Below are 18,610 nucleotides of genomic sequence, written 5' to 3' on the forward strand. Positions count from 1 at the left end.
GCCGGTGGGCTCGTGGGTGATCGTCATGGTGACCCGGGTGCCGCCGGCGCCGGTGTCCTCGAGCTCGATCCGTGTCGTCCAGGTCTCCGGCGTCAGCTCGAGCCGGGTCGTGACCAGCCGCGGGGGCGACCAGTCCACGATCTCCCCTTGGGGCGCCCCCGCCGCGGGCGGGAACCCGTCGAGCCGGCCCGGTGCGCAGACGAACGTCGTCCCGACCCCGGGCTCGGCGGCGTCGTCCCCGACCACGTAGGAGACGTCGCAGACCGCGCAGTACGGCTCCAGGACGGCGAGGGCGCGCCAGACCTCGGCCCGCGGCTCGGGCACGTCGCGGACGCCGGTGGCCGTCGTCGTCCCGGTCATGTCAGGTCGGTCACTCAGCGGCCGCCGACCGAGACCTCGAACTCGACCTGGCTGACGTCGGGACGCAGCCGGGAGAAGCTGTGCACCAGCGGATGGCCGCTGCTGTCCCGGACGGTGGTGCGGACGACGAGCAGCGGCGAGCCGGCGACGATGTGCAGGAGATCGGCCTCGTCGGGGGCCGCGGTGCCGACGTCGACGACGATCCGGGCGGTCGCGAGGTCGGCGGAGTACTCGCGGCGCAGGAAGTCGTAGAGCGAGCCCTCGCTGAAGTCCGCCTCGACGGCTCCGGCGTACAGGGCCGCCGGCAGGAAGCTGTGCGCCACGTGGTTGGGCTCGCCGTCGAGACTGCGCAGCCGCTCGAGCTCCACGACGTCGGCCGTGCCCTCCAGGGCCAGTTCCACGGCCACCGGAGCCGGGGCCGGGACGATCCGCTGGGTGAGCACCTTCGTGCCCACCTGGGCGCCCTGCTCGCTCATCACCGAGCTGAAGCCGGCGATCCGGTGGACGAAGCTCTCGCGGTACTCGTGCCGGATGGCCGGCCGGGTCACGTACGTGCCACGGCCCTGCTCGCGGACGAGGTGACCGTCGGCGACGAGGCCGTCGACTGCGCGGCGCAGCGTGATGCGGCTGACGCCGTACTCGGCGCAGAGGACGGGCTCCGGCGGGAGGACGGTGTGCTCGGGCAGCGCGGCGACGCGGCGCCGGAGGTGCTCGCGGACCGACAGGTACTTCGGTCCGGTGACGGGGCTGACCACGCGTCAAAGGTACGGGATCGCAAGACGTCTGGACGTCATGTCGTATGAGACGTCCGTTTCGCCCGTCCGGACGACACGCCGGGGCGGAATCATCAGGACGTCATGACGTATCGTCGGGCGCTCGGCCAGCAGAAGGAGCGACCGGTGCGCATCGGTGTCCTCACCGGCGGGGGCGACTGCCCCGGCCTGAACGCAGTCATCCGGTCCGTCGTCCGTACGGCGACGACCCACTACGGCAGCGAGGTCATCGGCTTCCGCGACGGCTGGCGCGGCCTGCTGGAGGACCGGACGACGCCGCTGGACATCGCCGCCGTCGACGGCCTCCTCACCCGGGGCGGGACGACACTCGGCTCGGCGCGGGTCGCCCCCGAGCGGCTGGACGCCGGCATCGCGGAGATGAAGGGGGTGCTCGCCCGCCACGGCGTCGACGTCCTCATCCCGATCGGCGGGGAGGGCACCCTGACGGCTGCGCACCTGCTGTCGCGGGCCGGCGTCCCGGTCGTGGGGATCCCGAAGACGATCGACAACGACATCGACGAGACCGACCTGACCTTCGGCTTCGACACGGCGGTCAGCATCGCCACCGAGATGATCGACCGGCTGCACACCACCGCCGAGTCGCACCAGCGGGTGCTGCTGGTCGAGGTGATGGGCCGGCACGCCGGCTGGATCGCGCTGCACGCAGGCCTGGCGTCCGGGGCGCACCTCACCCTGGTGCCGGAGGAGCCGTTCGACGTCGAGGAGGTCTGCCGCCTGGTCACCGCCCGGTTCGACCGCGGCGACTCGCACGTCATCGGCGTCGTCGCGGAGGGCGCCACCCCGCTGCCTGGCACGATGCCGTTGCGCGACGGCGGCGTCGACGAGTTCGGCCACCGCCGGTTCACCGGGGTCGCCCAGCAGCTCGGCGACGAGCTGGAGCGGCGCACCGGCAAGGAGGTCCGCACCACCGTCCTCGGGCACGTCCAGCGCGGCGGCACCCCCACCTCGTTCGACCGGGTCCTGGCGACCCGGTTCGGCCTGCACGCCACGGTCGCCGCCCACGAGGGGGCGCACGGGCAGATGGTGGCGCTGCGCGGAACCGAGATCGAGCTCGTCCCGCTGGCCAAGGCCGTCGCGAAGCTGAAGACGGTGAGCGCCTCCCGGCTGGCCGAGACGGGGGCCTTCACCGGCTGATTCGGCCCCGCGGGCGGCGCTCGGACCGCGTGAAGTGCGAAACCGCGGGTAGGGGCGGCAGGATGCGGCCCGTAGTCATCCGGGGACACCCGGTGGGGCGGCTGCGCTCAGTGCTGCGCGCGGACGAGGGAGTGACCAGTGGCGGACACGGGGGACTGGCGGATGCGCCGATGGGAGACGACCCACCGGCGGGTCTACGACGTGGCGATGGGCCTGTTCAGGGAGCACGGCTTCGAGCGGGTGAGCGTCGGCCAGATCGCCACGGCGGCGGAGGTCTCCGTGCCGACGTTCTACGCGCACTACCCGTCGAAGGAACACCTCGTCATGCAACTGCCGAGCGCCGAGGACATGGAGGCGCTCGTGGCCGCCCTCCCGGCCGAACTGCCGCTGCGGGAGCGCCTGAAGCACGCCCCGGCCATCTGGGTGTCCGCCTGGAGCCTGGAGGAACGGGAGGCCACTCTGGCGCGGTGGCGGATCATCGCGGCCACCCCGGCGCTGCGGACGCGGGCCGCGGAGTTCGAGCGCACCACGGCCAACCTGATCAGCGACGCGCTGCGGAAACAGGCGGGCGGCGCGCTCCCTCCGGCGGACGCCGTCGTCGTCCAGGTCTTCATGGCCGCCTTCACCGCGGGTGTGCTCGCGTGGGCGGACCGCGACGGCGAGCGCAAGCTCGAGGAGCTCATCGACGAGGCGTTCGAGGCCCTGTAGGGCCGCAGCCCACGACTCAGCCGGGCAGTGGCCGCAGTTCCACGACCGTGACCTCGGGCCGCGCCCCGATCCGCATCGGCGGACCCCAGTAGCCGGCGCCCGACGTGACGTAGAGCTGGGTGTCCCCGTGCCGGGTGAGCCCCTCGACGGACGGCTGGTCCAGCCGGATCGCGTAGTCGAAGGGCCACAGCTGGCCGCCGTGCGTGTGGCCGGAGAGCTGCAGGCCGACGCCGGCCGCTCGTGCCTGGTCGACCATGACGGGCTGGTGGGCCAGGAGGACGACGGGCGTCGCGTCGTCGCGTCCGTCGAGGGCGGCGTCGAGGTCCGCGCCGTGCCCGGGCAGGCCCGAGGACGCCGCCGTCCGGTCGTCGATGCCGGCCAGGTCGAAGGACGCCGCGCCGCGCCGGATGGCGACGCGTTCGTTGCGCAGCACGTCCACCCCGAGCGTCGGCAGGTGCCGCAGCCAGGCGTTCGTGTCGACGAAGTACTCGTGGTTGCCGGTCACGAAGAACACGCCCTGCGCGCTGACCAGGTCGGCGAGTGGCGCCGCCTCCTCGCGCAGCTCGCTCACGTCGCCGTCCACCAGGTCGCCGACGATCGCGACGACGTCCGGGCGCTGCTCGTTCACGAGCTCGACGAGCCGCTCGAAGCGGCGGCCGCCGTAGGTGGCCGAGAGGTGCCCGTCGGAGAAGGTGACGATCCGCAGGCCGTCGAGCGAGGGATCCAGGCCGGCCAGGGTCACCGGCACCCGGCGGACGACGGGTGCGGAGTTGGCGAAGTACGCCCCCGTGCCGGCCGTCCCGAGGGCGATCGCCCCCGCCGTGACGGCGAGGCTGCGCGCCAGGAACAACCGCCGCGCGGGATCCGGTGGCCCTTCCGGGAGAGCTTCGTCTCTCCTCCGGCGCAGCAGCAGCCGGCCCACGAGCCGCACGGGCTCCAGGAACAGCAGCGCGAGGAAGCCGTAGAACGCGATCCCGAGCCAGCTGTAGGCGACCCAGTCCAGCGGCGCCGAGGCGCCGAGGGGCAGCGTCCGGCGCAGCGAGATCGCGAGCACCGGCAGCAGCATGAGGCCGACGGTCAGCAGCGTCAGCCGCCGGCGGACCTGGCCAGGCGGCGTCGTGCCGCGGACCAGCCGGAACCAGAGATAGCCGTGCAGCAGCGTCATGGCCAGCAGGACGACGGTGCCGAAACCGAGCAACCGGATCAGGGACACCGGCGCCCCGGCTCGCACAGCACGGTCCCACTGTCGCAGGTGCGGCGGGCCGGCCGCCGTACAGCTAGCGCGCGGCGCGGTCCAGGGCCTTGCGGAGCTTCGGCTCCTCGGCCCAGAACGCCTCCTCGGCCCGCTCGGCGCGCGCCTGCTCGAGCGCGTGCAGCCGGCCGTAGGTGAAGGTGCTCTCCCCCTCGGCGAAGGCCACGACCCCGAAGCGGCGGCAGTGCTCGCGGGTGACCGTCGTGTCCTGCAGCTCGCCCAGGTCCGCCTGGATGCGCTTGGCGGCACGCACGAGGGGCTTCGCCGGCCCGAGCTCACCGGTGCCGATCTCGGCCGCGTAGCGCACGCGCTTCGCGGCCTTGCGGACGGCGTGCAGGGCCTCGTGCCGCTGCTCCTCGGATGCCTTCTCGGCGGTCGCGAGATGCCGGCGCAGTCGCTGCACCGAACTCCCGACGGCCTTCCGGAGCACGGGGCGCACCGGGCTCCCTGCCTTCCCGGTGAAGGGCGGCTCGGCGAGCAGCGCGTGCAGGGCGTCGAGGAGCTGCAGGTATCTCGGCTCCGAGAGCGTGACGAGAGCGCGGTCGAGCCCGGCCCGGGCCTCGCGGATCTGCGCCTGCTGCAGCCGCGCCGCCACCGGCCCGAGCACCAGTTCCTCCGGCTGCCCCCGCACGAGCTCCCGCAGGTGGGCCAGCGCCACCTCGTCGTCCCGGGCGTTCGACAGCTGCCCGCCCAGCCAGCGGAGCTCCTCCCGCAGTGGCGCCGTCGCCTCCCGGTCGAGCACCGCTCGGAACGCCGCGAGCGTGCTGCGGAGGCGCCGCGCGGAGACCCGGAGCTGGTGGACGGCGTCGGGCTGCTGGGTGCGCAGGTCGAGGTCTGCCTGCTGCAGCGCGGCGACCTGCTCGCCGAGGGCTGCCTGCACGAACTCGCCGGCCCGGGGGCGCTTGTCCTTCCGGCCCCGCTCCGCCGGGAGGGCGCCGGCCGCCAGCCGCGCCGCCAGCACGCGCCCGGCCTTCGACGCCGACTCCGACGGGCGGGCGCCGGCTCCGGTGAGGAGCTCCGCCACTGTCCCCAGGAGCTCCTCGCCGCCGTCGACCAGCTCCACCTCGAGCTCGCGCCAGACCTGCACCTCGGCCGGCTCGCCGATCCCGACGGCCGGCGTCGTCGCGGTCACCGTGTCGTCGGCCAACTCGGCCAGGGTCCGCCCGTCGGCGTCCCGGACGTGGGTGACGACCCGGCGCGTCCGGAGGGTGGCGACCGGACCGGTCGCAGCGCCGCGGAGGATCCCCCGCACCGGCGCGAGGAAGCCCTTCGGCGGGTTCTTGACCGCCCGCCCCAGCGGTGCGTGCAGCTCGCGCCGCGCGGGCCCGGCCGGCAGCTTGAGGTGCCAGCCCGCGTCGGCGCCCCCGGTGCGGCGGCGCAGCGTCACCCGCGCCCGCAGCAGCCGCAGGTCGGATGTGTCGTGGTAGACCGCCTCGAGCTCGTGGACCACCGGCGCGTCGACCGTCGCGACGCCGTCCAGGCCCGCCAGCCCGGGCAGCGCGAAGGTCTCGTCGACGTCGAACTTGCGCTCGACCTCCAGGTGTCCGGCAGTCACGACTGCGAACCTAGGCGCGCGGCGGTTCCTCCACCACGCCGACGGGGCTCGCGGCACCGCTGGCTACGGTGACCGCGATGGCCGCACCGGTTCGCGTCCGCCGCCGGACGGCGGTCGCCGTCGCGCTGCCGTGGGTGGGATGGGCGGTCGTCCGGGTGACCGGAACGGAGCGCGGATTCCCCCTCGTGCCGGCGATCTCCTTCACCCCCTACGCCGCGGTCACCGCCGTCCTGCCTCTCGCCGCCGCGGTCCTGGCCGGATCCGTCCCGGCCGCGGCGCTGTCGGCGGGCGCGGGCGCGGCACTCGCCGGGGCGGTGCTGTCCCGGGCCGGGGGATCGCCGGCACCGGCGGAGGGGCGCACCCGCCGAGTGCGCGTCGCGACTGTCAGCCTGCGCAAGGGGCTGGTGGAGGCCCGGCCGGTCCTCGACCTGGTTCGCCGGCACGACGTCGACGTCCTCTCGGTGCAGGAGCTGACCCCCCGGGCCGAGGCGGCCCTGCGGGCGGCGGGGATCGACGAGGTGCTGCCCCACGCGCACGTGATCCCGGCCCGCCCCGGATCCGTGCCGGCGGGCTCCGGCGCCGTGTGGACCCGCCTGATCGTGCTCGACCGCGGTGCCGAACCCGGGACCTTCGAGCAGCCGACCGTACGGCTGGCGGTCGACGGCGCACCGGACCTCGTGCTCACCGCCGTCCACACGACCCCGCCGGCGACCTCGCCGGCCGCCGTCCGGGCCTGGACCGGGGACCTCGCTGCCCTTCCGGACCCGGAGGCCGGCGTCCTGCGCGTGCTGGCCGGCGACTACAACGCCACCTTCGACCACGCCGCCTTCCGGGCGGTGCTGCGCCGCGGATACGTCGACGCCGCGCGGGTCGCGGGTGGCGCACTGGCGTGGACCTGGCACCCCCTCCGGCTGCGGGTCCCCCGCCTCGCCGTGGACCACGTGCTCGTCGACCCGCGGATCACGGTGGCCGACGTGGGGCTCGTCGCGGTCCACGGCAGCGACCACCGGGCCGTCGTCGCCGACCTCGTGCTGCCGGCCCGATGACGGCGATGTTCACCGAGCGGCCCGGCTGGGCACGATCATTCCCATGCTGAGCGAGCGAGAGGTCTCCACCTCCATCGGGAGCACCGTGTACGGCACCAACGGCGACAAGCTCGGCACCGTCGAGCACTTCTACGTCGACGACCGCACCGGAGCGCCGACGTGGGTCGCGGTGACCACCGGGCTCTTCGGCACGAAGCAGTCGATCGTCCCTGCGGTGGACGCCACCATCGAGGAGTCGGGCGGACTGCGGGTACCGGTCACCGCCGAAGCGGTGAAGGGCGCGCCGCACCTGACCGGCGACCACCTCACGCCCCACGACGAGGCCGAGCTGCGCCGCCACTACGGCCTGGGACAGGCGGGCGGTGAGGCGGTGGCCCCGGTCGTCGACGCGCCCGTGCCCGCCTCGCTGACCGACGCACCGGTCGACCGGACCCAGCCGGTACCCGTCGATGCCGAGGGCGGGATGGTGCGCAACGAGGAGCGCCTGGTCGTCGGCACCGAGCGGGTGGCGACCACCCGCGCGCGGATCGTGAAGTACGTGGTGACGGAGGAGGTCCAGATCACCGTGCCGATCCGGCGCGAGGAGATCCGCGTCGAGGAGGTGCCGGTCGACGCCCCGGACCTGCCGGGCGAGTCGCTGCTCGACGACGGCCGTCCGGGGACGGACGTCCAGGGCATGCCGGCGGGCGACGGGCTGCCCGGCGAGATCATCCTCCACACCGAGCGACCGGTGGTGACCGTCGAGGTCGTGCCGGTCGAGCGGGTCCGCCTGCGCACCGAGGTCGTGCAGGGGCAGGAGACGGTCACGGAGCAGGTCCAGCGCGAGCAGATCGCCGTCGACCAGCACGCAGTGCCGCGGACGACCGCCCGGCACGCGGCCACCGACGATCCGGCCGTCTGACCCCTCAGCCCACCCGGTCGGTCCCGGCGGCACGCAGCAGCTCGTCGACGGTCGGCTCGACGAGCACGCGGCCGTCGGCGGCGAGGACGACCGGCCGGTGGTCGTCGAGGCCCTCGATCTCGGTCAGCATCGCCCGGGCGGCCTCGTCCTGCGTCGGGTCGAGCCACTGGTGGACGATGCCGCGCTCCGCCAGGACGGCGCGCAGCTCGGCGCTGGCCGGCCAGCGGGGGTCGCCGACGACCCGCAGCCCCGTCGCCCGCCCGATCAGCATGGCCCGGCGCAGCAGGAACGCCCGCATGATGACGTCGGAGAGCTCGCGGTCGGCCGCCATCACCTCGCGCAACCGGTCGACCGAGAGCGTCACCACCGAACCCGGGGCCGCCACGACGACCGACCGCACCGCGCGCTGCCCGGCGAGCATGTTCAGCCCGCCCAGGAAGCGCCCGGGTCCGACCACCGACACCACCCGCGGCCCGGCGACGGCGCCGTCGGCCGCGTCGGGCGGGAGCCCGTCCTCGACGACGGCGACGGTGCCCTCCAGGACGACGACGAAGTCCCACTCCGACGAGCCGCCCTGCACCAGCACGTCCCCGGTCGACGTCGACCGCCGCCGGCCGGCCCGCCGCAGCACCGCGAGCTGCCGGGCGTCCAGTCGCGGTGAGGCGCCGCTGGGGTCCTCGGTCTCCGCGAGTCCCTCGACCGCGGGCAGCCGGGCCGGGGGCGAGAGCGGCGCGGGGGGACGCGTCCCCGGCACGGGGGACGGCCCGGCGGCGGAGCGCTCCAGGGCGGTGCCCCGCGGGTCGGTGCTCAGCAGGGCCGCCGCCAGCTCGTCGGTCCCGGCGCGGCCGACGTGCCGGACGCCGTTGACGAAGAACGTCGGGGTCCCCTCGACCCCGCTGGCCTCCGCTCCGGCGACGTCGTCCCGGATGTGCTGGGCGTACGTGCCGTCGCCGAGGTCGCGGGCGAACCGCTCGAGGTCGAGCCCCAGGGCCGAGGCGTAGTCGAGGAGGTCGGGCGCCTCCAGGTCGTCCTGGTGGGCGAAGAGCTTGTCGTGCATCTCCCAGAACTTGCCCTGGGCGCCGGCGGCCTCGGTCGCCTCGGCGGCCAGCTGGGCGTGCGGATGCAGCTCCACGAGCGGCAGGTGCCGGAAGACGTAGCGCAGGTCGTCGCCGAATCGGCCGCGGAGTTCGCTGACCACGCCTGTCGCCCGCCCGCAGAAGGGGCACTCCATGTCGCCGTACTCGACGAGGGTCAGCGGCGCGTCGACCGGACCGCGGACGTGGTCGACGTCGGGGTCGACCGGCGGGTCAAGCTCCACCGGCCGCTCGGGGGCGCTGCTTCGCTGGCTCAGCACGCGGAAGAAGAGGGCGCCCACGGCCGTGGAGACCACGGCGGCGGCGAGGATGCCGACGGTCGCCTCCTCCCGCAGCCGCTCGTCGTCGAACGCGAGGTCGGTGACGAACAGCGAGACCGTGAAGCCCAGGCCGGTGAGGGCGGCACCGCTCCAGACGTTGCCGAGGGTGACGCCCGGCGGGAGGACGCCCAGTCGCAGCCGCACGGCGAGTGCCGCCGCCAGACCGACACCGAGCAGCTTGCCGACCGCGAGGCCGACGAAGACGCCGATCGTCACCGGCGAGGTGACGGCCCGTTCGAGCAGGGCGCCGTCGATCCGCACGCCGGCGTTGGCCAGGGCGAACACCGGCACGACGACGTAGCTGCTCCACGGGACCAGGACGGCGCCGATCCGCTCGTTGGGCGAGATCGCGCGCTCCACCGACAGCTTCGCCTCCCGGGCGAGGGCCGGCTCCGGGGACTGGCGGAAGGCGCGGGCCAGGGACCCGGCGCGCTCGACCTCGGCCCGGCGCGGCGGGTACGCGCTGACCAGCAGCCCCAGCACGACGCCACCGATGGTGGCGTGCACGCCGGACTCGTACATGGCCACCCACATGACCGCGCCCACGGCGAAGTAGGCCGGTCCCCGCCACACCTGCATGCGCGACAGGCCGATGAACGCGAAGACGCAGAATCCGGCGATCGCCAGGGCGACGAGGTCGATCTCGTCGGAGTAGAAGATCGCGATCGCACTGAGGGCGCCGATGTCGTCGACCACGGACAGCGACAGCAGGAAGACCCGCAGCTGGATGGGGGTGTGCCGGCCGAACAGGGCCAGGGCGCCCAGCACGAACGCGGTATCCGTGGCCATCGGGATGCCCCACCCCACCGCGCCCTCCCCGCCGGCGTTGATGGCAAGGTAGAGCAGTGCCGGGAGGACGAGGCCGGCCACCGCGGCGAGCACCGGGATGGTGAGCCGGCTGCGCTGCACGAGCTCCCCCATCGAGAGCTCGCGACGCACCTCCATCCCGATCAGGAAGAAGAAGAAGACCATCAGGCCGTCGTTGACCCAGTGCTGCAGGTCCATCGCGATCTCGGCGTTCCCGAACCGCAGGGCCAGCTCGGTGTGCCAGAGCTGGTCGTAGGAGTCGGCCCAGGGCGAGTTGGCCCAGGCCAGCGCGACCAGGGTGGCGGCCACCATCAGGCCCGCGCCGGCCACACCGGAGCGCATCAGCCGGCGGACGGGGGCCGAGAGCTGCGCGGCGAGGTGGGCGGATCCGGTGCGGCTCGCTCCGGCGACGGTGGTCACCCGGGGAACGCTAGGGCCGGACGGTTTCCGGTGGGAGTCCCCGTCAGTCCCCCCGACGGTCGGGCAGGAACCTCAGCCGGTCCCGGGTCGCGGCGACCTCGGCGGCGTCGACGTCGGCGAGGACGATCGTCTCCACGCCGGCCGCCGTGGCGAGCAACTCCCCCATCGGGCTGACGATCCGGCTGTCCCCGACGTGCTCGGTGCCGTCGCCGGCGGTACCGACCCGGTTGCAGCCGACGACGTAGGCCTGGTTCTCGATGGCCCGGGCCTGCAGCAGCGTCTGCCAGTGGTGCCGGCGCGGGCTGGGCCAGTTCGCCGGCACGAGGTAGACGTCGGTGTCCGGCGCCGCCTTCCAGAAGACGTCGGCGAAGCGCAGGTCGTAGCAGATGAACGGGGTGATCCGGAGGCCCCCGACCTCGATCGTCACCGGCTTCTCCCCCGCCTTGAACCGCTCGTGCTCGCCGGCGTGGGTGAACGGGTGCAGCTTCCGGTACCGGTGCGTGGTGCCGTCCGGGCCCGCGATGACGAAGGAGTTGTAGGGCAGCTCCTCCCCGGTCGCCACCTCGGGACAGGTGCCCGCCACCCAGGCGCCCTGCGCCGACGCCTGGGCGGCAAGGAACTGCGCGGACGGCCCGCCCTCCGGCTCGCCGATCCCCGGGGTCATCGAGAACCCGGTGGAGAAGGTCTCGGTGAGCAGGACGAACTCCGCGCCGGCACCGACCGCCCGCTCGACCAGCGGGGCCAGCCGCTCGAAGTTGGCCTCGCGGTCCTCCCAGACGATGTCGTGCTGCACCGCCGCGATCCTCATGTCATCCCCCTCAACCGCCGGACGGCCTCGGCCAGCACATCGTCGCCCTTGCAGAACGCGAACCGCACCAGGTGCCGGCCGAGGTGGGCGTGCGCCGGGTCGTAGAAGACCACGGTGGGGATCGCGACGACCCCCGCCCGTTCCGGCAGTCCGCGGCAGAACGCCAGGCCGTCCCCGTCCGGTTGCACGGAGCGGACGTCGACGGTCGCGAAGTAGGTCGCCTCGGGGCTGATCACCGGCAGGCCGGCGTCGGTCAGCCCCCGGACGAGGACGTCGCGCCGGTACTCGAGGTCGCGGGCGGCCCGCGTGAAGTACTCGTCGGGCAGGCCCAGCCCCGCGGCCACCGCCGGCTGGAACGGCCCGCCGTTCACGTAGGTCAGGAACTGCTTGGCGGTCCGGACGGCGGAGACCAGCGCCCCCGGCCCGCAGATCCAGCCGATCTTCCAGCCGGTGACGTTGAAGGTCTTCCCGGCACTGCTGACGACGAGCGTGCGCTCGCGCATCCCGGGCAGCGTGGCGATCGACCGGTGCACCGCATCCCCGAAGACCAGGTGCTCGTAGACCTCGTCGGTCACGACCAGCAGGTCGTGCTCGATCGCGGCGGCCGCGACGAGGGTCAGCTCGTCGGCGGTGAACACCTTGCCGGTGGGGTTGTGCGGGCTGTTCAGCAGCAGGATCTTGGTGCGTGGCGTGATCGCGGCGTGCAGCTCGGCCGGGTCGAACGCCCAGCGGCCCTCCCCGTCGTCCGGGGGCCGGAGGGGGACCGGTCGGGCGACGCCGCCGGCCATGGCGATGCCCGCCGCGTAGCAGTCGTACATCGGCTCGAACAGCACGACCTCGTCACCGGTGTCGAGCAGCGCGAGCAGTGCTCCCGACAGCGCCTCGGTCGCGCCGGCGGTGACCAGCACCTCGGTGTCGGCGTCGTAGCTGCCGCCGCCGAACCGCGCGCGGTGGTCGGCGACGGCGGCGCGCAGCTCGGGGATGCCGGTGCCCGGCGGGTACTGGTCGGCGGCCGTGCCGATCGCGGCACGGGCCACGTCGAGGACCTCGGGGGGGCCGGGGTAGTCGGGGAAGCCCTGGCCGAGGTTCACCGCGCCGGTGGCCACCGCGAGCGCGCTCATCTCCGCGAACACCGTCGTCCCGAAGCCCTGCAGGCGGGCCGACAGGTACGGCACCCGGCTCACGGCTCGCCCGCCGTCGTGAAGCGCACCGACCGGCCGGCCACGTCGGCCTCCTCCAGGCGAACCCGCACCCGGGTGCCCGGCCGCAGGTGGTCCCCGGTGCACCTCCCGCGGATCGCGAGGGCGTCGAGCACGACCGTGCCCTTGCCGTTCTCGGCGTCGACGACCACGGCGGAGAAGGTCTGGCCGACGTGGTCGCGGATCAGCCAGGCCTCGGTCGCGTCGATGACCGCCCGCTCCACCTCCCGGGTCCGCCGGTCCGACGCCGACATCTGCGCCGGGAGCTCGGGCAGGGCGGCGCGCAGCTCGGGCGCCGGCTCCCGGCCGGCGGCGAGCGCGAGGCAGACCTCGGTGCCGAAGCGGTCGACCAGCCGGCGCAGCGGCGCTGTCACGTGCGCGTAGGGCGCGGCGACCCCGCTGTGCACCGCCTGTGCGGGCGGCGGACCGTCGAAGGGGGTGTACGCCGCGCCGCGCAGCAGGGTGACGGCCTCCTCGAGGAACGCCGCGTGCCCGGGCCGGGACGCGTCCAGGCGGGCGATCACCTCACCGGGCCCCGCGTCGGCCGGCCAGTCGACGCCGAGGGCCGGGGCGAGCAGGCGGAGCCGGCTGACGTCCTCCGGGCGGGCCGGCGGCAGGGTGCGCAGGACCCCCACGCCGCCGTCGAGCATCAGCGCGGCCGCACAGCGACCGGTGAGCAGCGAGATCTGGGCGTTCCACCCTTCGACTGGCAGGTCGCCGCGCAGGGCCAGCGTCCAGCCGCCGTCCTTCCCGGCCACCACCTCCTGGTCCGGGGTGCCCAGCTCGATCGCACCCCGCTCCGTCGCCCGCTGCTGCAGGAGGGCGCCGATCTCCGGCAGCAGCGCCAGCGGCTCGGGCAGCGTGCCGGCGTCCGCCTGCGCCTGCACCGCGGGGTAGTCCAGCTGCGCCCGGCTGCGCACGCGGGCCCGTCGGAGGTCGACGCGCACCGGTTCGCCGTCCGCGTCGAGGTCGATGGTCCACAGGACGGCGGGACGCAGCCGGTCGGCGAGCAGGCTCGCGGCGCCCTCGCTCAGCGCGGGCGGGTGCAGCGGTGTCCGGCGGTCGGGGCTGTAGAGGGTCTGGCCCCGGCGGCGCGCCTCGCGGTCGATCGCACCGCCCAGGACGACGAAGGCCCCGACGTCGGCGATCGCGTAGCTGACCCGGTAGCCGCCGTCGCGGGCGGCGAGGTGCACGGCCTGGTCGAGGTCGCGGCTGCCGACGGGGTCGAGGGTCACCAGGGGGACGTCGGTGGCGTCCAGCTCGGGCAGGGGTGGCTCGGCGGCCCGCCGCTCGGCCTCGGCCAGCACGTCGGCCGGGAACTCCTCCGGGACGTCGAACTCCGCGCGGATCGCCGCGAAGTCGGGACCGTCCTCGGCCGCGGCGGGCCAGCGCGGGAGGCGGATGGGGGCCGCGGACGGGACAGGCACGGTCGCCAGCCTGACAGAGGCGGCGGGACCGCGCGGTTCCACGTGGAACCGCGACGTCAGCCGATGCGCACGTCCTCCATGCCCTCGACGGAGATCACGTCGCCCGTGCGCAGCTGCCGGCCGCGGCGCTCCTCCGGCTGCCCGTTGACGCGAACCTCCCCGGCGAACAGCACGTCCTTCACCTGGGCCCCGGTGGGGACCGCGTCGACGAGCTTGAGCAGCTGCCCGAGGCGGATGCTGTCCTCGCCCGGGCGGAGGGAGACGGTGCGCACGGTGCCCAGTCTCGTCTCAGGCCGGGACGAGCACGTCACCGGTGCGCACCGTGCCGGAGGTGAGGACGGCGGCGCGCACCGCCAGCAGGCCGTCGCGCTCGCGGTGGATCGTCTTCAGCACGGAGGTGTCGCGGGCGATCCCGCCCGGTTGCGGCCGCGTGGTCATGACGCACCGGGAGATGGGCAGGCCGAACCGCAGCCGGACCCCGCCGAGCTCCGCCTCGCGACCGCGAAGCGCGTCCTCGCCCGCGCCGTCGAGGACGACGTTGGCGCGGAACCGGCGCCGGTCCCAGGTCCCGAGCGTGCCGGTCGAGACCAGCGACAGGCGGATCCGCGGGCTGTCGTGGAAGGGGCCGGGCGCACCCTCCCACTGCAGCCACTCCGTGGGATCGGGCACCTCCTCGTCCGCCGGGGTCTCGTAGGTCGGGGCCACGTCGCCGCGCTCGTCGGCCGCCCGGAGCTCCACCCGGCGGCCGAGCCAGCCGGAGATGTCCCCGTCGTCGGTGGTGACCGTCCCGTCGGGGAGCACCACCTCCACGCCGCCGTCCGCCCGGAGGCGGGCCGAGGCGAACAGCAGCTCCGGCACCCGCCGGGCGGTGAGGCCCAGGCCGGTGTCGAGGTCGAACAACGCCCAGCGCCGGTCGCCTGCGATGCCGAGGGCGTCGACGGCCGCCTCGGCCAGGCGTTCGCCCTGCAGCGACTTGACCGGGTAGCGCCAGAGCTCGGCGACTCTCATTCCCCGGCCGACCAGCTCAGCGTCCAGGTGCCCGACCAGTCCTCCCCGGGCTCGAGGACCACGAGATCGACGGCGTCGGCGAAGGCGTTCGGCGGGCAGGTCATCGGCTCGACCGCGAGGCTGCGGCGGCGCTGGCCCACCGGCAGGGTGTCGCCGCTGTAGACCTGGAGCCAGGGCCACGACGCGTCGACGGCGAGCTCGACCGCGCCCGCCGGGCCGCGGAGTCGGACGCGCGCCCAGCCGTCGTCGTCCCGCACGAGATCGGTGAGCGGGTCGTCGAAGGACCTGCCGCCGATCCGCCCGACCGCGCCGTCGAACGGCCGCCGCTCGCCGGTGGGCAGGCCGTCGCCGTCCACGACCAGCAGCGTGCGCGCGGGCAGCTCGAGCTCCGCCGTCCCCACGTCGCCGTCCTCGCTGCCCCCGACCGCCAGGTAGGGGTGCAGCCCGACGCCGAACGGGGCGGGCTCGTCGCCGGCGTTGCGCACCCGGACGGTCGACTCGAGCCGGTCGGGGGAGAGCGCGTAGTCGATCGCCGCGGCGAGCCGGAAGGGGTAGCCGGAGCGCTTCTCGACGACGGTCCCGACGGTCACGCGGTCGGCCTCGGAGTGCAGGACCCGCCAAGGCTGCGCCGAGACCAGGCCGTGGATGGCGGTCGGCTTGCTGGTCGATGCGATGTCCAGCTGGAGGTCGTGCCCCTGCCAGGTCCACCGTCCGTCGCGGATGCGGTTCGGCCAGGGCAGCAGCACGCCGCCCCGCCGTCCCGACGGCACCTCGCCGGGGGCGTACCCGTCGAGGACGTCCCAGGCGCCGACGGTGAGCGCGCGCAGGCCGCCGCCGTTGAGGTCGACGGCCAGCCGGGCGTCGCCGGCGGTCGCATGGACCTCGGTGGGCTCCGTCTCGGGCCAGGCGTGCTGCGACATGGCGCCAGCTCACCACACGCCCGTCGGCGAAGGAGTCCTGCTGCCGGGGCAGCCGGGAGATGCGGACCAGCCCCCTCGATCACCCGGATACGCACGACGGCGCGTATGGGGCGTCCGATGACCGCCGTCGTGCGCATATCGGCGCTCATCGCTGCGGCGTCCAGCAGCCGCTCGAAGAAGAGGGACTCGTCGGGGCCTTCGAGACGCCGCGCCCCCGGGCTGCCGGGACGACGAACATGCGCTTCACCTCCGCGACACCCGTCCCCAGCTCGCGCAGGGCGCCGCAGCCGATCGCCGTCCCGTCCTCGTCGCGCGCCACCAGGACGACGCCGATGTCGGCGGTGGACGGCGGCGTGCCTGGTTCCCCTTGCCGTCGTAGCGGGCGCGCACCTCCGCCTGCTGGTCGGCGGCCAGCCGCTGGACCTCGGGGTCGTCCCAGGAGGCGAACCCGACCGTCACAGCGCGATCCCGTGCAGCAGCAGGGCGGCCAGCTCGCGGTAGGCGGTGGCGTCGTCCAGGCCGGTCGCCCGGGCGGTGTCGCCGCGGCCGATGCGGAACATCAAGGTGGTCACGGTGTCGGCGATCAGCGCCGGGTGCACCTCGCGGAAGCGGCCCTGGGCCACCCCCTCGGCGATCAGCGCGCGCACCCGGTCGGCCGCCAGCGCGGTGTTGCGCTCGTAGACCTCGCGGCCCGGGGCGAAGGAGTCGAGGTCCCGGTGGAAGTCGGGGCCGGCGGGAGCCAGCGCCCGCGCGACGGCGCTCAGGTACGCGGTCACCCGCAGGGCCGGGTCGGTCTCGGTGACGGTCTGCGCCTCGACGTCCTCGGTCGCCTTGCGGAAGAAGTGCCGGATCACCCGCGAGGCCAGCCGTTCCTTGCTCTCGGCGAGCGCGTAGAGGGTGCTCTTCGAGCAGTGCAGCCGGACGGCGAGGTCGTCGAGGGTGAACCGCGCAAACCCCTCCGTGAGGAACAGCTCCTCGAGCTGGTCGAGCAGCTCGGCCCGCCGCCGGGTCAGCCGGGCGTCCGCCGGAACCGTGCTCGTCATCGCGCCTCCCAGCATGAACCAGGACGTACAACAGTACTGCGGTACCGTCGTGAGTACTGTTTTCGACGAGGGGACGCCCGTGCCGGTCGACCGCGAACTGCCCACGCCCGAGGCGTACGACCTGATCGCGCTCACCCGCGAGCTGGCCGACGCGGAGCTCGCGCCGAAGGCCGCGCAGTACGAACGCGAGGAGCGCTTCCCCCGCGAGGTCTTCCGCCTGCTCGGGAACGCCGGGCTGCTCGGCCTGCCCTTCGGCGAGGACGTCGGCGGCGGCAGCCAGCCCTACGAGGTCTACCTGCAGGTCGTCGAGGAGCTCGCGGCGCGCTGGGCCAGCGTCGCCCTCGGCGTCAGCGTGCACACGCTGTCGTGCTTCCCGATCGACCGGTTCGGCACCGAAGGACAGCGCCGCGACCTGCTGCCCGAGATGGTCGGCGGCCGGCTGCTGGGCGCCTACTGCCTGTCGGAGGCCCACGCCGGTTCCGACCCGGCCGCCATGCGCGCCGCCGCCCGGACCAGCGACGACGGCTGGCTCGCCACCGGCGAGAAGGCCTGGGTGACCCACGGGGGGCACGCGGACTTCTACTCGACGTTCCTCCGGACCCCGGACGACGGGGAGCGCGCGATCTCCACCTTCCACCTCACCCCGGACCTGCCCGGGTTCACCGCGGCCAGGCCCGAGGAGAAGATGGGCCTGACCGGGTCGACGACCGCGGCGATCCGGCTCGACGAGGTGCCGGTGCCCGCCGACCGGCTGGTCGGCGAGCGCGGCCGCGGGCTGTCGATCGCGCTGGCCGCCCTGGACTCCGGGCGCCTGGGCGTCAGCGCCGTCGCGGTCGGGCTCGCGCAGTCCGCGCTCGACGTCGCCGTCCGCTACGCCGGGGAGCGTGAGGCGTTCGGCCGGCCGATCGTCGAGCACCAGGGCGTGGCGTTCCTGCTCGCCGACATGGCCGCCGCCGTCGAGTCCGCGCGCGCCACGTACCTGGTGGCCGCCCGCCGCAAGGACGCCGGCAAGGACTACTCCCGGCAGGCCAGCATCGCCAAGCTCGTCGCCACCGACGCGGCCATGAAGGTCACGACCGACGCCGTCCAGGTGCTCGGCGGCGCGGGGTACACCCGCGAGTTCCCGGTCGAGCGCTACATGCGCGAGGCGAAGGTCATGCAGATCTTCGAGGGCACCAACCAGATCCAGCGCATGGTCATCGGCAAGTCCCTCGCCAGGGACGCGGCACCGGCCGGGAGCTGACCCTCGAAATCGTCGGCGCCCGGGTGGAGCATCCCGGCATGGCCTCGTTCGCCGATCTGGAGTCCCGGGAGCCGGAGTTCGCCGCGCGCGTGCGCGCGGCCTTCGACGCCCACGAGCACAAGTTCCTGGCCACGCTCCGGGCCGACGGGTCCCCGCGGATCAGCGGCATCACGATGCAGTTCGTGGGCGGCGAGCCCTGGCTGGCGGGCATGCCGGAGTCGGTCAAGTTCGCCGACCTGCGGCGCGATCCCCGGTTCGCCCTGCACAGCGGGAGCTCCGAGCCCGACGCCTTCTCCGGTGACGCCAAACTGAGCGGACGCGCCGCCGAGGTCACCGGATCGGCCGAGCGCAGCGGCTACGCGAAGGCGGCCGGCGTCCCGAAGGCGATGATGCACTTCGTCCTGTTCCGGGTGGCGCTCGAGCAGGTGGTGCTGGTCGCTCTCAACGACGAGAAGACCGCACTGGTCATCTCGTCGTGGCGCCCCGGGAGGGGCCTGACCCGGACGCTGCGCACCTGACGGCCGGAGTTCCACGTGGAACTGGTGACGTCCGTCAGTGGACCGGAACGACC

At 74.6% G+C, this 18,610-nt stretch carries 20 protein-coding genes; 6 read left to right on the forward strand and 14 right to left on the reverse strand.

Annotation, left to right across the window (positions count from 1 at the left end; genetic code table 11):
* Positions 1 to 360 (reverse strand): SRPBCC family protein (locus E4P40_RS02130; protein ID WP_135156998.1); only part of this gene is annotated, 360 nt, incomplete at its 3' end.
* Positions 361 to 374: 14 nt separating this feature from the next.
* A complete protein-coding gene (locus E4P40_RS02135) occupies positions 375 to 1,115 on the reverse strand; it encodes a GntR family transcriptional regulator (protein ID WP_135157000.1) in 741 nt (246 codons plus the stop codon).
* Between the two features lie 144 nt (positions 1,116 to 1,259).
* On the opposite strand from E4P40_RS02135, the gene E4P40_RS02140 reads away from it, so the two are divergent.
* On the forward strand, positions 1,260 to 2,288 hold the full coding sequence (locus E4P40_RS02140) for an ATP-dependent 6-phosphofructokinase (protein ID WP_135157095.1): 1,029 nt from the start codon (positions 1,260 to 1,262) through the stop codon (positions 2,286 to 2,288).
* A 138-nt stretch (positions 2,289 to 2,426) separates the two neighbouring features.
* Positions 2,427 to 2,996 (forward strand): TetR/AcrR family transcriptional regulator, encoded by a 570-nt coding sequence (locus E4P40_RS02145; protein WP_135157002.1) that lies wholly within the window; start codon positions 2,427 to 2,429, stop codon positions 2,994 to 2,996.
* A 16-nt stretch (positions 2,997 to 3,012) separates the two neighbouring features.
* Here the strand turns inward: E4P40_RS02145 and E4P40_RS02150 are convergent, their stop codons facing one another.
* Positions 3,013 to 4,227: a metallophosphoesterase gene (locus tag E4P40_RS02150; RefSeq protein ID WP_245160094.1), complete on the reverse strand. Its 1,215-nt coding sequence runs from the start codon at positions 4,225 to 4,227 to the stop codon at positions 3,013 to 3,015.
* 46 nt (positions 4,228 to 4,273) lie between these two features.
* A complete protein-coding gene (locus E4P40_RS02155) occupies positions 4,274 to 5,803 on the reverse strand; it encodes a CYTH and CHAD domain-containing protein (protein WP_135157004.1) in 1,530 nt (509 codons plus the stop codon).
* A gap of 77 nt (positions 5,804 to 5,880) precedes the next feature.
* On the opposite strand from E4P40_RS02155, the gene E4P40_RS02160 reads away from it, so the two are divergent.
* A complete protein-coding gene (locus E4P40_RS02160) occupies positions 5,881 to 6,849 on the forward strand; it encodes an endonuclease/exonuclease/phosphatase family protein (protein ID WP_135157006.1) in 969 nt (322 codons plus the stop codon).
* A 43-nt stretch (positions 6,850 to 6,892) separates the two neighbouring features.
* Entirely contained in the window at positions 6,893 to 7,750 is an 858-nt protein-coding gene (locus E4P40_RS02165) for a PRC and DUF2382 domain-containing protein (protein WP_135157008.1), read from the forward strand.
* 4 nt (positions 7,751 to 7,754) lie between these two features.
* On the opposite strand, the gene nhaA is transcribed toward E4P40_RS02165, so the two are convergent.
* The 10 genes from nhaA to E4P40_RS02210 all read right to left on the reverse strand — a co-directional run bounded on the left by nhaA (position 7,755) and on the right by E4P40_RS02210 (position 16,796).
* The gene (gene nhaA / locus E4P40_RS02170; protein ID WP_135157010.1) at positions 7,755 to 10,391 is read right to left on the reverse strand and encodes a Na+/H+ antiporter NhaA; all 2,637 of its coding nucleotides are present in this window, start codon (positions 10,389 to 10,391) and stop codon (positions 7,755 to 7,757) included.
* Between the two features lie 43 nt (positions 10,392 to 10,434).
* The gene (locus E4P40_RS02175) at positions 10,435 to 11,199 is read right to left on the reverse strand and encodes a nitrilase-related carbon-nitrogen hydrolase (RefSeq protein WP_135157012.1); all 765 of its coding nucleotides are present in this window, start codon (positions 11,197 to 11,199) and stop codon (positions 10,435 to 10,437) included.
* The gene (locus E4P40_RS02180; RefSeq protein WP_135157014.1) at positions 11,196 to 12,383 is read right to left on the reverse strand and encodes a pyridoxal phosphate-dependent aminotransferase; all 1,188 of its coding nucleotides are present in this window, start codon (positions 12,381 to 12,383) and stop codon (positions 11,196 to 11,198) included. Before E4P40_RS02180 ends, E4P40_RS02175 begins: the two co-directional genes overlap by 4 nt.
* Positions 12,380 to 13,825 (reverse strand): RNB domain-containing ribonuclease, encoded by a 1,446-nt coding sequence (locus tag E4P40_RS02185; protein WP_245160095.1) that lies wholly within the window; start codon positions 13,823 to 13,825, stop codon positions 12,380 to 12,382. The genes E4P40_RS02180 and E4P40_RS02185 overlap by 4 nt, the downstream gene beginning before the upstream one ends.
* A 56-nt stretch (positions 13,826 to 13,881) precedes the next feature.
* Positions 13,882 to 14,097 (reverse strand): RNA-binding S4 domain-containing protein, encoded by a 216-nt coding sequence (locus tag E4P40_RS02190; RefSeq protein WP_135157016.1) that lies wholly within the window; start codon positions 14,095 to 14,097, stop codon positions 13,882 to 13,884.
* A 16-nt stretch (positions 14,098 to 14,113) separates the two neighbouring features.
* On the reverse strand, positions 14,114 to 14,833 hold the full coding sequence (locus E4P40_RS02195; RefSeq protein WP_135157018.1) for an MOSC N-terminal beta barrel domain-containing protein: 720 nt from the start codon (positions 14,831 to 14,833) through the stop codon (positions 14,114 to 14,116).
* Complete coding sequence (locus tag E4P40_RS02200) at positions 14,830 to 15,753, reverse strand: aldose 1-epimerase family protein (protein ID WP_135157020.1); 924 nt, start codon at positions 15,751 to 15,753, stop codon at positions 14,830 to 14,832. Before E4P40_RS02200 ends, E4P40_RS02195 begins: the two co-directional genes overlap by 4 nt.
* A gap of 145 nt (positions 15,754 to 15,898) precedes the next feature.
* On the reverse strand, positions 15,899 to 16,072 hold the full coding sequence (locus E4P40_RS29480) for a GNAT family N-acetyltransferase (protein WP_348519635.1): 174 nt from the start codon (positions 16,070 to 16,072) through the stop codon (positions 15,899 to 15,901).
* The gene (locus E4P40_RS02205) at positions 15,997 to 16,212 is read right to left on the reverse strand and encodes a hypothetical protein (RefSeq protein WP_135157022.1); all 216 of its coding nucleotides are present in this window, start codon (positions 16,210 to 16,212) and stop codon (positions 15,997 to 15,999) included. Before E4P40_RS02205 ends, E4P40_RS29480 begins: the two co-directional genes overlap by 76 nt.
* Positions 16,209 to 16,796 carry a TetR/AcrR family transcriptional regulator gene (locus E4P40_RS02210; RefSeq protein WP_135157024.1) on the reverse strand — a complete coding sequence of 196 codons (588 nt, stop codon included), beginning with the start codon at positions 16,794 to 16,796 and terminating at the stop codon, positions 16,209 to 16,211. Before E4P40_RS02210 ends, E4P40_RS02205 begins: the two co-directional genes overlap by 4 nt.
* A gap of 49 nt (positions 16,797 to 16,845) precedes the next feature.
* On the opposite strand from E4P40_RS02210, the gene E4P40_RS02215 reads away from it, so the two are divergent.
* Positions 16,846 to 18,039 (forward strand): acyl-CoA dehydrogenase family protein, encoded by a 1,194-nt coding sequence (locus E4P40_RS02215; RefSeq protein WP_245160096.1) that lies wholly within the window; start codon positions 16,846 to 16,848, stop codon positions 18,037 to 18,039.
* Between the two features lie 38 nt (positions 18,040 to 18,077).
* The gene (locus E4P40_RS02220; protein WP_135157026.1) at positions 18,078 to 18,557 is read left to right on the forward strand and encodes a pyridoxamine 5'-phosphate oxidase family protein; all 480 of its coding nucleotides are present in this window, start codon (positions 18,078 to 18,080) and stop codon (positions 18,555 to 18,557) included.
* Positions 18,558 to 18,610: the final 53 nt, after the last annotated feature.

Source organism: Blastococcus sp. CT_GayMR20, from assembly GCF_004570345.1.